Genomic DNA, 15,355 nt, shown 5'->3' with positions numbered 1-15,355 from the left:
TCCTACTTAAAGCTTTAGTTAATTAGTTACTTACGGCCATAGCTGCCATATAGCCGTCAATTTCATCCATGCAACAGGTCCGCATGTCTTCGCCATGCAACCATGCACGATGCCAATTGACGATACGGATGAGTGTTGTTTCCAGATCCCATGTCGGGGTCCAGTTCAAGCGCGCACGCGCCTTGGAGATATCAAGCTTGAGATAGCGGGCTTCATGTGGCTGCGGGTCTTCATCGAGTTCCCAGCTAGCGCCAGCACCCCACGTTTCGACCATATGGTTAAGTATCCACTCCACCGGTCTCGCATCTTCGTCCCTGGGGCCAAAGTTCCAGCCTTGGGCAAACGTGTGGCCATGCTCCCATAATTGCTGTGCCAGAACCAGATAGCCGCCGAGCGGCTCCAGAACATGCTGCCAAGGGCGTGTAGCCTGCGGATTGCGAACGATCACCGGGTGATTTTTTTCGACAGCGCGAAGAATGTCAGGAATGAGGCGATCTTCTGCCCAATCTCCGCCGCCGATGACGTTACCTGCACGCGCAGAAGCCAGGGCCGCCGACTTTTCGCCATTAAAAAAAGATTTGCGATAAGCCGAGGTAAGCAGCTCTACACAGCCTTTACTGTTGCTATATGGATCATGCCCTCCCATGGGTTCATCTTCGCGATAGCCCCACTCCCACTCCTGATTCTCGTAGCACTTGTCGGTCGTGACATTGACAATGGCCTTTAGATTCGGGCATTGGCGAGCCGCTTCCAGCACATGGAGGGTACCCATGACATTGGTTGCGTAGGTTTCCACCGGTTCACGGTATGACAACCTGACCAGAGGTTGGGCAGCCATGTGAATCACAATATCCGGGTCAAAACCGGTCATGCTCTCGGTAACGGCTTGCAGGTCGCGAATATCACCGATTTCCGACTGCATTCCTTCACCGACACGAGCTTCGTCGAACAGCGCCGGAGCCGTAGGCGGCGTGAGCGCAAAACCTTTGACTTGCGCACCCATGCCCTGCAGCCAGAGCGACAACCAGCTGCCCTTGAAGCCAGTATGGCCGGTGAGGAAGACTTTTTTCCCTTTCCAGAAGGCAGGTGCGACAGTAGCTTTCATATTAATCCCAGGTTTTCCACGGAGCCTTGCCATTGTGCCATAGATTTTCGAGCATGTTTTTGTCATGCAAAGTGTCCATCGGCTGCCAGAAACCATGGTGCTCGTACGCCATCAATTGACCGTCCGCCGCAAGGTTCATCAGGGGCTCCTGCTCCCATACGGTGCTGTCGTCAGTCAAATAATCAAGTACTTTGGGAGTGAGTACGAAAAATCCGCCATTAATCATGGCTCCATCACCCTTGGGCTTTTCCTTGAAGTTGAGTACCTGGCCCTTTCGAATATCCAGCGCGCCAAAACGACCTGGTGGGTAAGTGGCAGTGAGCGTCGCTGCTTTACCATGTTGCTTGTGAAAAGCTACCGCGGCACTGATGTCCATATCCCCGACGCCATCGCCATAGGTAAAGCAGAATGCCTCTTCGTTACGGACATAATCTGCCACTCGCCGCAAACGCCCACCCGTCATCGAAACGTCACCCGTATCGATCAATGTCACATTCCAGGGCTCGGCGCGCTTACCGTGAACTTCCATACTGTTTTCGCGCATATCGAATGTAACGTCAGACATATGCAGGAAGTAATTAGCAAAATACTCTTTTATTAAATAGCCCTTGTATCCGCAACAGATAACAAAGTCATTGATGCCATGAGAAGAATACATTTTCATGATATGCCAAAGTATCGGCTTTCCACCGATCTCTACCATTGGCTTTGGTCGAATACTGGTTTCTTCGCTCAGACGCGTCCCTAAGCCACCCGCTAAAATTACTGCCTTCATAATCCCTCCTGATCAGTTTGAACGCACAAATGCATCTGAATAAAAGTTTTTGGCCGAGAGTCCCGCGGCCACTAATACTTCATGTGCAGAAAAAATCATATCTTCTGAGCCGCAGGCATATACCACCGACTGAGCAAGATCAACAGAATCTTCCAATAAAGCCGTCTGTATATAGCCTGTTCGTCCCGTCCATGACGAGTCTGGTCGCGACAACACCGGTATGAAAACAGGATCCAAAGCGTGAAAATCCGGCTTCCAGTAAATATCGCTTTGAGTACGGCCACCCCAGTAGATATAGATATTTTTACCTGCCGCGGCCGCCGGCGTGCTTAACATTTGCTCCAGCATGGCCTTCACCGGCGCAATGCCCGTACCCGTCGCTAAAAAGACAATATTTTTCAATTCTTTCTCGCGCAGACTAAACGTTCCCAGCGGCCCTTCAAGCCGCAAAAGGTCATTTTCTTTAGCGTCAGAAAACCAATACTGCGACATCACGCCCTGATCCACTTCCCGTATATGCAGTTCCAGCTTTTCATCTGCGCGATGGGCATTAGCAATGGAATAGCTCCGACGAACACCACCAGCTCCGATGACATCCAGATATTGACCGGGTACATACGTGAACTTGCTTTTAGGAGGAAGCCTCAACGTAATCTCAACAACGTTATGTGCGAGTTTCTCAATGCCATCAATTCTGCAGGGCAAGGTTCTGATGCTGATATCGGCCAGCGCGCTAATATCCTCAACATCAAGTTCTACGTCAGATTGAGCATAGCGGCAGCAGGTCAATATATACCCGGCATCACGCTCCTCTTCGCTTAGCGAAAGCTCTCCCTTGAAAGCCTCCGTATCACCGCTCACTACTTTTGCTTTGCAAACGCCGCAGCGGCCGGTCCTACAGCTATACTCAAGCGTTATCCCTTGAGTTCTGGCATTGTCGAGCATTGACTCACCCACTACTGAGTCAAAGCTCTTGCCATTGCATATTTTTACTAAAGCCATAATTTCAACCGATTATGTAAATTTTGCCAATGACAATAGACAGCGCGAATAGGCCGACCTACCTTACTAGACTTAACTGCCACTCGCGCGGCAGCTCAGCCTGCCGAGTAAGCCTGTACACTTTTGCGGCCTCATTCGGTTTTACATCAAAAAGTCCAGCGATTGCCTGCTCATCCGGAACATAAACTCTCTTTTGAATCACCTGATATATCAAATTCCCATTAATAAATATAGGTTGATCAGGAATCTCTACAATATCTCCATCCTGAACCAATTCAAACAATCCAGATTTAAGAGCGCGAACTAATGATGCTCTTGGTTCTTCGAACGTAGCATCAACCTTTTCAGACCGATCAAGATTCACAATAAAATTAAACCCTAACCACCCCGAAAAGCCTAAGCACAATAGCAACCTGACTCCCCCAGCCATTCGCTGTGACGCATAAAACAACCCAAATGCCGCCAGAAGAGAAAAACCGAAATATTGATAATAGACTGCTATGTGACCAAGCCCGAACGACAACTCGGATTGATACCTAGAAGACATTGCAATCAACAATGGCGGAAAAAACAACAACACCAGCGCAACCAAAACGATGCCAATTACCGGCGCACCGCCACTATTAGTATCTGTTTTCCGAGAGAATGACCAAAAGCAGAACAAAGATAGCGCAATCAAACCAAACGCTGACACCGTATGACTTCTCATCGATGCAAAAGCATTCATGAATGAAAAATCATTCTCCCCCCTCAAGAAATAGAAACTCCCTGGAAAACCCGAAACAAACTGAACAAAATAAGTGATCGGAATTTTCTCAAGCGCGCCAAAATCCGAACCGGAGTATTTCGCTGCGGCTACACTTTTGATATACAAAGTCGCCAGCACAAAAAAAACAAACGGAACAGTGACAACCAATATTGCCTGCCATTTTTTTTGACGAGAGGAAAAAACTATTATTAAAAGTGCGATCGGCACATAAATAACATTTAACTCATAACAAAACACAGACAGCAACGCAACAAAAGAAGACAATAACAAAGAGAAAACAGAACCAGTCTTGAGCCACCTCACCAAAAACACCAAAGAAACCGTTAACTCAATAACCAAGACCTGAAGAAAAGTTGCATAGGAGGCGATAGGATCATGATAATCCCTGATCTGAAAGCACACTAACAAAAACAAAACAAACAAACCAGCCACTTGCCATGAAACTTGCAAAAAGCGCAAAAGATAAACCACTAAACCAATATTAACGGCAACCAGTGCCACATCAACAACTCTGACCCAAACCGGGTCATGTATCAAATAGTAAAAACCATAAATAAAAGGAAATGAAAGCATTAGCCTTCCAGCATGAAACCAGCTTGTCATAATTTTTATCGAAAAATCATAAACACTGGTATCAGCCCTATTGATCAGCCCCCAAGTTTGACTATTCAATGAGTCATCAAACCAAAAACCATTCCTGACATACGGATACATAGCTATAACAAACACAACAAGCATAGCTACTACAATGGCCAGATCAATCAAACCAATTTTAAAATTGCGTATAGCCAAAGATTCGCTCATAAACTCCGTCCATTTTAATTTGCAGCTATCGCTCTCGACATTACTTGAAATCCAGAGCCAACGTTCACCTCTATCAGGTATCTGCCAAGTCAAAAATCCTCGGATTATATCCGAGGATCAGGTCAAGCGTACGAATACTCGCTCAATGGGTCTGCGCCCATGGGTCAATCCTTAACTGCCAGCCTGACCAAGGCTCACGCCTTAGCCACTGCCGGCTAGTCATTACCCGCGCGCCCCAAAATTTCAAATAAACCTAGTGTGCTAGACAGCATCGCCTACACTCGCCCCAATAATCGAACGTAACTGCTGAGCACTTTCCTTCCATGTCAGCCAAGGCATGCCAACAGACAAAGGATGCTTATTATTTTCATAGAGCTCCAGCCAGTCCGTTATCGCACCTGCAAAGTTATCGCTATCAGAGCCAGAAAAATAATAGCCGTGCTCTCCCGCCACTTCCCTGAACACAGGAATATCACGAGCAATAATTGGAAGCTTATGTTGCGCAGCCTCGATCAATGGCAGACCGAATCCTTCCCCCTCGGAAGCAGCAATTAGACAGCATGCCGCATCGTAGAGCTTATCCAGATATTCATCACTCGCGTGTTCCAGCCAAAACAGATTCCGACCGTACTCTGGATGATTTCGCAACTTAGTGGAAAGTTCTTCAACCAACCAACCTTGCTTGCCTACAATGACAAACTTTACATCAACACCGTTTAGCCAAAGCTTTTCAAAAGCAGAAAGTACTAATGAATGCCCTTTACGAGGCTCCACCGTACCCACCATCAAGAAACTTGGTGAACCTTTCAACACAGCCAGAACAGCTTCACCATTTCCAGGCATTCCACGTGTCGGCAGCGAGTTTTCGACGTCCGCACCGAGATGAAATGATTTCATAACGGGTATTTTGCTCTGCTCATACCCTGCACTCAACGCCCAGGCCCGCACAGAGTCACACACGGCACGGGAGATACAAATCAAATTATCGGAGACATTCAATACCGAACGAAGCCACTCTTCGTGGTGCCGTCCAACGTCCCCAGGCCACCATTCCGGATGTTCGATCGGGAGGATGTCGTAGACCACAAAAGATATTTTGGTACCGCGCGCTATCCAGTCTTGAAAAAGTCCTGTCTGCACTGCACCCACGATTCGGGCATTCAAATCCAGGCCCAAAAATATATCGCCTTTCTTGGGTACTACGATCTCGAAATCGTCAGCAAAACCATTGACATACCGATAGTGCCAATAGCCACCGGCGTCTGTTAAATAAATAGGCTCGACTTTTATTCCAGGCAGGAACTCCTGTTCAATCTCGGTGGAGATAGAACGGACAACACGTTGAATTCCGGTGCGCAAGTCTTCGGTAAACACATGCGTCACATCAATGAAGAGCTCAGGGCCTTCTCGGCTAGGCGTCATGGCTGCGTAATTGATCCCGCTTCTTTCGATCCGGCGAATAAAGCGCATGATAATTGGAAAGCGCGCAACAGCCTGCTTCGCAAGACGCCTTAAAGGCGGGCAACGAATGACAACAAATACAAGTACACTCTTTACCCACCGAAGAACAGGGGCTAACACTTTCCAGGCCGCTGACTTCATACGTTGAATTGGAGTTTTTTCATTCGAAAACGCTCGCCCCAAAAAACGTATTGGCGCAAACAGCCTCCAGGACCAACTTTCATAGATGGAAGCCAATTCTTTTTTTACTTCATCGATTTGATTTTTTTGCTTTCGATCATATAGGGTTGCGAGATTATGGAGTGTCAACCCATAGTCCTTATCAAACGGCTCTGCGGTAGCCGTCATGACCTCAGCACCCGCATCCTTTTGTGCAACGATCGAGTAGTCGGGACTAACACCTTGCAAGACGTCCAACAAACTGATGTCCGCATTATTGATTAACGCTACGGACTCTTGAAGACGCACTGTTTTAACGCGGCCAAATCCGTAATACTCAGGAACAAACGAGAGCAATGCGGGCGGAATAGGACAAATATGCGTTGGGTCCAGATAAAAGTTGGACGTACCAACGACCAGGTTCTCTGGATTGGGAGTTTCAAGAATCAGCAAGCCACCTGGTTTCAGTACACGAAGCGACTCGATAACCAGATCTTGAAGCGCTTCAAAGGGGATATGCTCAACCAAATGAAACCCGGACACCAGAAAAAGGCTTTCATCCGGGACGGACTTGAGGAAGCTCAAGGCGTCGGCAGTTGCGACATCCAGACCAATGTCCCGACAGGCCTGCAGCATCTCATCATCGAGGTCAACTCCCCGCGCGACAATACCATTTTCGCCCAATAGCTCCAGCCACTCACCGCGACCGCAACCCAAATCGACAGCTTGCGCGCCTGGATATAGATCCTTGACTAGATTGATGAAGGGCAAATAGACACTCAGTCGACTCTTGACCAGCTGTCGCGACCCACGAAGTTTATCTTCGAATGCGCGATAAAATCCTTTGCTCATCGATGAAGCTCCAGGCTTGGCGGCATCCAGGAAACGCCGACGAAACCATCTTTATCCAAATTGACAATATTAAAAATCAAGGCCAGATCTCTCCACTCGTAGTTTTTGCTCAAGTGCGTATCAGCATCATGCAAACCGGTAGCCACCGAGTAGGTGCCCTCCCCCAGATTGGCGGAGAACGCAAAGTTGAAGACCAATTTTGAGCCTGCCGTAATGTGCTCGAGTTTTCGGTCCAAATGGAAGGTGTTGGTACCAAACACTTCCTGCCCCAAACGATCCTTGATCATGTACCCCAACACTAACTGAGGCAGATCCTCGACGGCACGCACGGTAATTCGCAGTGCAACCTGTTGCCCTACATTGACCGTTTCCACCTGGGTACCATCTTCACCGACCAGAATAATCTCTTCGACGATGGCCTCACCTGAACCGGACAATGCCTGGAGCTTGCCTTGAGGCGTTACAGCCTGGTGAACCGACTCGCTGTCTCGCTCGGCCAGCATCGCGTTGTAGTAGTCCATTACTGCCTCAGGACTGCCCTCAATCGCGATATTTCCTTCGTTCAGCAGAATGGCGCGATCGCAAATAGACTGGATAGCTGCCTTGTCATGGGAGACGATCAGTAATGTCGTGCCTTCTTCACGGAGCTTGCGGATCCGCTCAAAACTCTTGTGCTGGAAGTAGGCATCGCCCACCGATAATGCCTCGTCCACGATCAGCACGTCAGGACGGTTAGCGGTAGCCACACTAAAAGCCAGGCGCATTTGCATGCCACTGGAATACATTCGAACGGGCTGGTCTATCGAACTGCCGATTTCTGCAAACTCAATAATCTGAGGCATCAACTCGTCTATTTCCTGGACGCTGTAGCCCAGCAACTGACCTGCCATGATCGCGTTCTGCCGCCCCGTAAAGTCAGGGTGGAAGCCCATGCCCAACTCCAGCAGCGCAGCGACGCGCCCTTTGATCGCTACCGTTCCATGGGTGGGCTGGGTAGTGCCTGTGATCATTTTCAAAAGAGTGCTTTTACCCGCACCGTTCATCCCGATGATCCCCATTGCCTCACCGGGCTTGATCTCGAAACTGAGGTCATTCAATACCCATTTGAGGGTATGCCGGGTGCCACTGAACGGGATCAGCCACTCCGCGAGACGCGACCAGCGGTTACTGTAAACCTTGTAGGCTTTGCCTAGATTGCGAACACTTATGCTACCCATCAGAGCTCATCCACCAGTTCACCGGAGTGTTTCTTGAACAAATGCAGCCCCCACAGGCATAAGCAAATGCTCAGGACTGCTGTTGGCCATAGCGATAGCCAATCGGGGAACTGACCGTGTACGAGGATCTGCTGATAAGCCCCAATGACAGAAGCCATGGGATTCAACTGCATGAACGGCTGCAGTTGAGCGGGCAGGATATTGGCAGGATAAACAATGGGCGTCAGCCAGAACCAGAATTGCAGCACTACGCCAAACAGCTGACCGATGTCACGAAAGAAAACGTTCAATACCCCTAATGAAACACCCAGGCCGATGGCGAACAATAGTTGGATGGCAAGCACCGGAAACAGGGCGATAAATGCCAAACCCGGAAATTGCCCGGTCACGAGCATAAACACCAAAAACAACGAGAAAATAATGAAAAAGTTGAGACTGGCGCTCAATACCAGCGTGACTGGCAAACACAAGCGTGGAAAGCTCAGCTTTTTCAGCAGCGTGGCGTTCTCAATAAATATATTCTGCGCACGCCCCACGACTTCCGCAAAATAACCCCATGTGATAATGCCCGCACACAGATAGATGCTGTAACCGAAGAGACTCTCAACTCCCGGCAATCTGGCGCGCATAATCTGCGAAAAGATCACGGTGTACACGAGAATCATCGCTAACGGCTGAATGATCGCCCACGAAATACCCAGCATCGAATTCGTGTACTTGGCCTGAAACTCACGTTTGACACTGCCTAAAATGAACCCGCGATAATTCCACAGCGCTTTGATCGCCGCAGGCATCATGGTGCGACCTCAATCAGTGATTCAACTTCAGCCAAGAGATCCTGTAGATGCCCGGCAGCACCGCGGGATTCGATATTCAATCGAAGCAAGGGCTCGGTGTTCGAGCCTCTGACGTTGAATCGCCATGTCGGAAACGACATGCTGACACCATCCGTCTCGTCGACATCAAGCGCTTCAGGCGCGTAATGAGCTCGCACTTTGTCCAGTGTTGCACCGACGTCCGCCACCCGATAATTGATTTCCCCCGTGCAAGGGTAGGCAGCAATACGCTCGTCGACTAATTGAGCCAGCGTCTTTTCAGTAGTCGTCATCAATGCCGCCACCAACAACCACGGAATCATCCCACTGTCGCAATACGCAAAATCGCGGAAGTAGTGGTGAGCACTCATCTCCCCGCCATACACCGCGTCTTCCTCACGCATGCGCTCCTTGATGAACGCATGTCCGGTTTTGCTTTGAACGGCGATACCGCCAGCCTGCTCGACCTGCTCGATGGTGTTCCAGGTCAGGCGTGGGTCGTGGATGATCTTGCTGCCAGGGTGCTGCTTGAGCAGCATTTCGGCCAGCAGGCCAACGAGGTAATAGCCCTCGATGAACCGACCATCGGCATCGAAGAAGAAGCATCGATCGAAGTCACCGTCCCAGGCCAGGCCCATGTCGCACTGGTTGGCCAGCAGCGCCTGACGTGTCAGTTCGCGGTTCTCGGGCAGCAGTGGATTGGGGACGCCGTTCGGAAAGTGACCATCAGGCACTTCGTTGATGAACACCCACTGCAGCGGCAGTCGCTCAGCCAGCGCCTGTAGCACAGGACCTGCAGCACCATTGCCCGGATCGGCGAGAATCTTGAGGGGCTTCAAGGCGCTGACGTCGACGTAAGTGAGCAAATGGTCGATGTAGGCGGTCTTGTCGAAGGCCTGACGAACTGTGCCTTTTTGTGCCGCGGCGGTGCCCAGGTCACCCTGATCGACACGCAGGCGAATAGCGTCGAGGCCAGTGTCGCCGCTGATAGGGCGAGACTCGGCCTTGACGAGTTTCATGCCGTTGTAGCCTTTGGGGTTGTGGCTGGCAGTGATCATCACGCCGCCGTCGACCTTGTAATGACTGGTGGCGAAGTAGACTTCCTCGGTGCCGCACAGCCCGATGTCGATCACATCGGCACCCGCCTCGGTAATGCCGCGCATCAGCGCTGCCGCCAGGGGTGGGCTTTCGAGCCTCATGTCCTGGCCGACTACGAAGGTTTTCCCTTGCAACTCGACCACGAGCGCACGACCTATGCGGTAGGCGATGTCTTCGTTGAGTTGAGCGGGAACCTGACCACGAATGTCATAGGCTTTGAAGCATTGCGTCACGATAGGAGGATACATACTGCTCACTAACTGAAATGTCCGATGCCGCCCGGAGGCGGCAACGGCAAGAATGGAGCGCCAAAGCCTGATGCCATTGGCGCGCTAACCTCGCAAGGCACGAGGCTCGCATCGGGTTCAGTGTCGTTACTTGTCGACGCGACCGTAGTTGTCTTCAAAACGCACGATGTCGTCTTCGCCCAGATAGTCACCGCTCTGCACTTCGATCAGCACCAGATCGATAACACCCGGGTTCATCAAACGATGCTGGTGGCCGGCACGAATAAACGTGGACTCGTTGGTGTTCAACATCAGTTCCTGCTGGTCGTTGACAACCACAGCCATCCCGCTGACGACGATCCAGTGTTCGCTTCTGTGGTGGTGCATCTGCAAGGACAACGAAGCCTTGGGCTTCACCACAATGCGCTTGATCTTGAAGCGCTCGCCGTTTTCCAGGGTTGTGTAGGTCCCCCAAGGGCGATGAACGGTACGATGGAGCAAATGCACCGTGTGGCTGGCCGCCTTGAGCTGATTGACAATATGTTTTACGTCTTGGGCGTGATCTTTGTGGGCGATCATCACCGCGTCCGGTGTATCGATGACCAACAAGTCCTCAACCCCCACCAGCGCAGTCAGTCGATCTTCACTGTTTACGTAGTTGTTACGGGAATTGTGGGACAACACCTCGCCTTCAAAACGGTTGCCGTTTTCATCAGGCTCGGTCAGCTCGCTGACAGCATTCCAGGAACCGATGTCACTCCAACCGATATCACAAGGGATGGTCGCTACTTTGGAGGAGCGCTCCATCAATGCGTAATCGATAGAGATGTCCGGAACCTCCGCGAATGCATCAGCGTCGAGTGCCAGGCAACGATATTTGTCAGAGGTAGTGAGGCGCGAATTTTCAATGGTATTTCTGACGGCTTCCACCACATCCGGGGCATGCTGGCGAAGTTCTTCCAGCACCGTACCGACCCGGAAGCAGAACATCCCGGAGTTCCAATAGTAGTTGCCTGCGCTGACGTAGCCTTCAGCCGTTTCAAGATTGGGCTTTTCGACGAAGCGCGCAACCCTCAGGCCGCCCTTCAGGGGCGCATCTTTTTGAGCTTCGATGTACCCGAACCCTGTTTCAGGGTAGGTTGGCTGAATACCAAAGGTTACCAGCCAGCCTTCGGAGGCAAGCGTCACCGCGCTGGCTACTGCTGCAGCAAACGCTTTTTCGTCTTTTATCAGGTGGTCTGCCGCCAGCACCAACATTTGGGCGTCGGGGCCATGCGTGGCTTCCAGTTGAAGCGCCGCGGCAGCAACCGCGGCAGCTGTATTACGCCCGAAAGGCTCAAGGATGAAGCCTTGCGAATGTTTGAGCTTGTTGACTGCACCGTACTCGTCTTCTGTCTTGAACAGGAGCTCACGGTTGGTCACCGTCAGAACCTCTACAACACCTTCCAGACGCGAAGCACGAAGGAACGTTTTCTGGATTAGATTCTGGCCATCTGGCAGATCCATGAACGGTTTTGGATGGGCCTCTCGAGAAACAGGCCACAACCGGCTGCCCACTCCGCCAGACAAAATTACGGGAATCAGTTCCATTCTCTAAATCCTTAATCCCCTTCCGGCAAATTCTTCCAGACAGTGGGCTCAGTTATGTTTCTGGTCATTCTTGCATCGTCAACAATGCAAATTTTTTGCTCGAGTCGACCAAGGGTGACCGCCAAGCATCAATCTAAAGCGGTCGATTTTACACCGGGTACGCCCCCCTTCCACTCGCCAGCTCTACCACTTATCCGTATTCCTGCCGCCTCAATTTTTTGAGGCGATCTCGACAAGTCGGAGCCCTTCCTGGCAGGGAGTGCAGATCCAATAAACTTGAGGCATGCAGCGCTGAATGGGGTCAGGTAATTCTGCTGGCCATTCTACAGCCAGTACCGGGAATAAATAACTCATGCGAGGGGCAGGATGCAAAAATCACTTGAAAACAAACGAGTTTTTCAAAAAAGTGACATCAAAATAACATCAACTATCAGCCACGATCAAATCTCACTCAAGCCTCGGCAACCCTGCGCACCCAGAAGCTTCTCCAGATAGGAACCATAACCAGTTTTTTTGAGACGCTCTGCCTGAGCAGACAGCTCAGCGGCGGAGATCCACCCACTGCTGTAGGCAATCTCCTCCAGACAGGCAACTTTCAAACCCTGACGTTTCTCGATGGTATGCACAAAGTGGCTCGCCTCCAGCAATGAATCATGCGTACCGGTATCCAGCCAGGCGAAGCCGCGACCCAGCATTTCGACTTTGAGGGTTTTCCGCTCGAGGTACGCCTGGTTAACGTCAGTGATTTCCAGCTCGCCACGAGCAGATGGCTTGATGCTCTTGGCGATCTCGACGACCTGGTTGTCGTAGAAGTACAGCCCTGTCACCGCATAACTGGATTTTGGCTTCAGCGGCTTCTCTTCAATGCTCAAGGCACGGCCGGCGGCGTCGAACTCGACTACACCGAAACGCTCCGGGTCCGACACGTGATAACCGAATATGGTCGCGCCGCACTCTTGAGCACAGGCGGCACGGAGGTTGTCCGAGAAGTGCTGCCCGTAAAAGATGTTGTCACCCAGGATCAAGCAGCATGGATCCTTGCCGATGAACTCTTCGCCAATGATGAAGGCTTGTGCCAGACCGTCCGGGCTAGCCTGCTCGGCATAGGTCAGCTTGATGCCGTACAGGCTGCCATCGCCTAGCAATTTGCGGAAGCACGGCAGGTCTTCAGGAGTGGAGATAATCAGGATTTCGCGCATGCCGGCGAGCATCAGCACCGACAGCGGGTAGAAGATCATCGGCTTGTCGTAGATCGGCAGCATCTGCTTGGACACGCCGAGGGTCAACGGGTGCAGACGAGTGCCCGAGCCACCCGCGAGGATGATGCCTTTACGATTTGTCGTGGTCATTTGTTCAGGACTTCCACAAGCATTCGGGTGACACCAGCTTGCCAATCCGGCAAGTGCAGCGAAAAATTGTCGCGCAGCTTCTGAGTGTTCAACCGGGAATTCAGAGGGCGACGCGCCGGTGTTGGGTAAGCGGTTGTGTCTATCGGATTGATCGCTGTAACAGCGAGCTCTTCGCCATTGGCCTTGGCAAAACCGATCACATGACTGGCATAGCCGTGCCAGGACACTTCGCCAGCCGCCGCCAGGTGATACAGGCCCGCCAATTCAGGACGCTGCAGCACTTGCTGAATGGCCAACGCCGTCACGTCGGCGATCAGGTCTGCACCCGTCGGAGCGCCGATCTGGTCGGCGATAACGCTCAAAGTGTCGCGATCCTTGGCCAGACGCAGCATGGTCTTGGCAAAGTTGTTGCCGCGAGCGCCATAGACCCAACTGGTACGGAAGATCAGGTGCTTGCAGCCCGAGACAATAATCGCCTGCTCGCCAGCTAGTTTGCTGGCGCCGTAGTGATTCACCGGGGCGACGGCATCGGTCTCTTGCCACGGCGCCAGGCCTTCACCGCTGAACACGTAATCGGTCGAGTAGTGAATCAGCCAAGCCCCTAGAGATGCAGCCTCTTCAGCCATGACCTGACTGGCCTGGCCGTTCACGCGGTCGGCCAGCTCAGTCTCGGACTCAGCTTTATCGACAGCAGTGTAGGCCGCAGCGTTGACGATCACGTCGGGCTTGACCTGACGAATCGTCGCGCGCAGTGCGTCGAGATCGGACAGGTCGCCACTCAAACCATCGACCGGGTGACGGTCCAGGGCGATCAATTCGCCAAGCGGCGCAAGGGAGCGTTGCAGCTCCCAGCCCACCTGGCCGTTTTTTCCCAACAGAAGGATTTTCATGCTTTATCCAAACGATCCGTGTAGTTTTGGTCGATCCATTGCTGGTAGCTGCCGCTCTTCACGTGAGCCACCCACTCAGTGTTGTTCAGGTACCACTCGACGGTCTTGCGGATACCGGTTTCAAAGGTTTCTTCCGGCGTCCAACCCAACTCGCGCTGGATTTTGCTGGCGTCGATGGCGTAACGCTGGTCGTGGCCTGGACGATCCTGAACGTAAGTGATCAGGCCGGCGTGTGGACGATGAGCGGAGTCCGGACGCAGCTCGTCGAGCAGTGCGCACAGGGTATGCACCACTTCGATGTTTTGCTTTTCGTTATGGCCGCCGACGTTGTAGGTTTCGCCGATCACGCCTTCGGTCACGACTTTGTACAGTGCGCGGGCGTGGTCTTCGACGTAGAGCCAGTCACGAACCTGGTTGCCTTTGCCGTAGACCGGCAACGGTTTGCCTTCCAGCGCGTTGAGAATGATCAGCGGGATCAACTTCTCAGGGAAATGGCACGGACCGTAGTTGTTCGAGCAGTTGGTGACCAGGGTCGGCAGGCCGTAGGTACGGCTCCAGGCGCGAACCAAGTGATCGGAACTGGCCTTGCTTGCCGAATATGGCGAGCTTGGCTGGTACGGCGTAGTTTCGGTGAAGAGGTCTTCCGGACCTTCGAGATCTCCGTAGACTTCGTCGGTGGAAATATGGTGGAAGCGGAAATTGGCTTTGCGCGCATCATCCAGCGCCGCCCAGTAGTGGCGCGCAGCTTCCAGCAAGGTGTAAGTGCCGATGATGTTGGTCTGGATGAATTCAGACGGACCGGAGATCGAGCGGTCAACGTGGGACTCTGCGGCCAGGTGCATGACAGCATCCGGTTGGTGTTCACGCAGGACACGGTCCACTTCATCACGGTCGCAGATGTCGACGCGCTCGAACACATAACGCGAGCTCTGGCTGACTTCGGCCAGCGACTCAAGGTTACCGGCATAAGTCAGCTTATCGACGTTAACGACAGAGTCGGTAGTGCTGGAGATGATATGACGAATGACTGCCGAGCCGATAAACCCGGCGCCGCCGGTTACTAGAATTTTCACGCGAAACCATACCCTTAAGTTGCTGACAGGGCCGTTGACCGCGCACTGTCCAATCCATAAATGCAAAATCCATCAAGTTCGCCGAGGCTTCTGACAGAGTCAGTGCGAACCGATTCGGGAATGCCTTCTCGACCAAGCGCAGCATTTTACAGCCTAATGAAGGTTTTAC

General features: G+C 51.9%; 12 protein-coding genes. All 12 read right to left on the bottom strand.

Annotated elements, in window-relative coordinates:
- Nucleotides 1-22: 22 nt before the first annotated feature.
- The 12 genes from rfbG to rfbB all read right to left on the bottom strand — a co-directional run bounded on the left by rfbG (nucleotide 23) and on the right by rfbB (nucleotide 15,186).
- Entirely contained in the window at nucleotides 23-1,105 is a 1,083-nt protein-coding gene (gene rfbG, locus PMI21_RS09090) for a CDP-glucose 4,6-dehydratase (protein WP_007939939.1), read from the bottom strand.
- A gap of 1 nt (nucleotide 1,106) precedes the next feature.
- Nucleotides 1,107-1,880 (bottom strand): glucose-1-phosphate cytidylyltransferase, encoded by a 774-nt coding sequence (gene rfbF / locus PMI21_RS09095; RefSeq protein ID WP_007939937.1) that lies wholly within the window; start codon nucleotides 1,878-1,880, stop codon nucleotides 1,107-1,109.
- A gap of 12 nt (nucleotides 1,881-1,892) precedes the next feature.
- Nucleotides 1,893-2,882, bottom strand: a complete 990-nt coding sequence (locus PMI21_RS09100; RefSeq protein WP_007939936.1) for an FAD-binding oxidoreductase — start codon at nucleotides 2,880-2,882, stop codon at nucleotides 1,893-1,895.
- A 58-nt stretch (nucleotides 2,883-2,940) separates the two neighbouring features.
- Complete coding sequence (locus PMI21_RS09105; RefSeq protein ID WP_007939935.1) at nucleotides 2,941-4,455, bottom strand: hypothetical protein; 1,515 nt, start codon at nucleotides 4,453-4,455, stop codon at nucleotides 2,941-2,943.
- Between the two features lie 261 nt (nucleotides 4,456-4,716).
- Nucleotides 4,717-6,927, bottom strand: a complete 2,211-nt coding sequence (locus tag PMI21_RS28470; RefSeq protein WP_007939934.1) for a glycosyltransferase — start codon at nucleotides 6,925-6,927, stop codon at nucleotides 4,717-4,719.
- Nucleotides 6,924-8,144: an ABC transporter ATP-binding protein gene (locus PMI21_RS09110; protein WP_007939933.1), complete on the bottom strand. Its 1,221-nt coding sequence runs from the start codon at nucleotides 8,142-8,144 to the stop codon at nucleotides 6,924-6,926. The genes PMI21_RS28470 and PMI21_RS09110 overlap by 4 nt, the downstream gene beginning before the upstream one ends.
- Nucleotides 8,144-8,941 carry an ABC transporter permease gene (locus PMI21_RS09115; protein ID WP_007939932.1) on the bottom strand — a complete coding sequence of 266 codons (798 nt, stop codon included), beginning with the start codon at nucleotides 8,939-8,941 and terminating at the stop codon, nucleotides 8,144-8,146. Before PMI21_RS09115 ends, PMI21_RS09110 begins: the two co-directional genes overlap by 1 nt.
- Nucleotides 8,938-10,305 carry a phosphomannomutase/phosphoglucomutase gene (locus PMI21_RS09120; protein ID WP_007939931.1) on the bottom strand — a complete coding sequence of 456 codons (1,368 nt, stop codon included), beginning with the start codon at nucleotides 10,303-10,305 and terminating at the stop codon, nucleotides 8,938-8,940. The genes PMI21_RS09115 and PMI21_RS09120 overlap by 4 nt, the downstream gene beginning before the upstream one ends.
- A gap of 126 nt (nucleotides 10,306-10,431) precedes the next feature.
- The gene (locus PMI21_RS09125) at nucleotides 10,432-11,874 is read right to left on the bottom strand and encodes a mannose-1-phosphate guanylyltransferase/mannose-6-phosphate isomerase (RefSeq protein WP_007939929.1); all 1,443 of its coding nucleotides are present in this window, start codon (nucleotides 11,872-11,874) and stop codon (nucleotides 10,432-10,434) included.
- Between the two features lie 440 nt (nucleotides 11,875-12,314).
- Entirely contained in the window at nucleotides 12,315-13,223 is a 909-nt protein-coding gene (rfbA, locus tag PMI21_RS09130) for a glucose-1-phosphate thymidylyltransferase RfbA (RefSeq protein ID WP_007939928.1), read from the bottom strand.
- Complete coding sequence (gene rfbD, locus PMI21_RS09135) at nucleotides 13,220-14,113, bottom strand: dTDP-4-dehydrorhamnose reductase (protein ID WP_007939927.1); 894 nt, start codon at nucleotides 14,111-14,113, stop codon at nucleotides 13,220-13,222. Before rfbD ends, rfbA begins: the two co-directional genes overlap by 4 nt.
- The gene (gene rfbB / locus PMI21_RS09140) at nucleotides 14,110-15,186 is read right to left on the bottom strand and encodes a dTDP-glucose 4,6-dehydratase (protein ID WP_007939926.1); all 1,077 of its coding nucleotides are present in this window, start codon (nucleotides 15,184-15,186) and stop codon (nucleotides 14,110-14,112) included. Before rfbB ends, rfbD begins: the two co-directional genes overlap by 4 nt.
- Nucleotides 15,187-15,355: the final 169 nt, after the last annotated feature.

The organism is Pseudomonas sp. GM18, from assembly GCF_000282195.1.
Taxonomy (GTDB): domain Bacteria; phylum Pseudomonadota; class Gammaproteobacteria; order Pseudomonadales; family Pseudomonadaceae; genus Aquipseudomonas.
The sequence above is the reverse complement of the archived record's forward strand: the minus strand, read 5'-3'. Positions and strand labels throughout refer to the sequence as shown.

Coding starts and splice junctions, on each gene's coding strand:
- rfbG (WP_007939939.1), bottom strand. CDS start 1,105: ATGAAAGCTACTGTCGCACCTGCCTTCTGGAAAGGGAAAAAAGTCTTC.
- rfbF (WP_007939937.1), bottom strand. CDS start 1,880: ATGAAGGCAGTAATTTTAGCGGGTGGCTTAGGGACGCGTCTGAGCGAA.
- PMI21_RS09100 (WP_007939936.1), bottom strand. CDS start 2,882: ATGGCTTTAGTAAAAATATGCAATGGCAAGAGCTTTGACTCAGTAGTG.
- PMI21_RS09105 (WP_007939935.1), bottom strand. CDS start 4,455: ATGAGCGAATCTTTGGCTATACGCAATTTTAAAATTGGTTTGATTGAT.
- PMI21_RS28470 (WP_007939934.1), bottom strand. CDS start 6,927: ATGAGCAAAGGATTTTATCGCGCATTCGAAGATAAACTTCGTGGGTCG.
- PMI21_RS09110 (WP_007939933.1), bottom strand. CDS start 8,144: ATGGGTAGCATAAGTGTTCGCAATCTAGGCAAAGCCTACAAGGTTTAC.
- PMI21_RS09115 (WP_007939932.1), bottom strand. CDS start 8,941: ATGATGCCTGCGGCGATCAAAGCGCTGTGGAATTATCGCGGGTTCATT.
- PMI21_RS09120 (WP_007939931.1), bottom strand. CDS start 10,305: ATGTATCCTCCTATCGTGACGCAATGCTTCAAAGCCTATGACATTCGT.
- PMI21_RS09125 (WP_007939929.1), bottom strand. CDS start 11,874: ATGGAACTGATTCCCGTAATTTTGTCTGGCGGAGTGGGCAGCCGGTTG.
- rfbA (WP_007939928.1), bottom strand. CDS start 13,223: ATGACCACGACAAATCGTAAAGGCATCATCCTCGCGGGTGGCTCGGGC.
- rfbD (WP_007939927.1), bottom strand. CDS start 14,113: ATGAAAATCCTTCTGTTGGGAAAAAACGGCCAGGTGGGCTGGGAGCTG.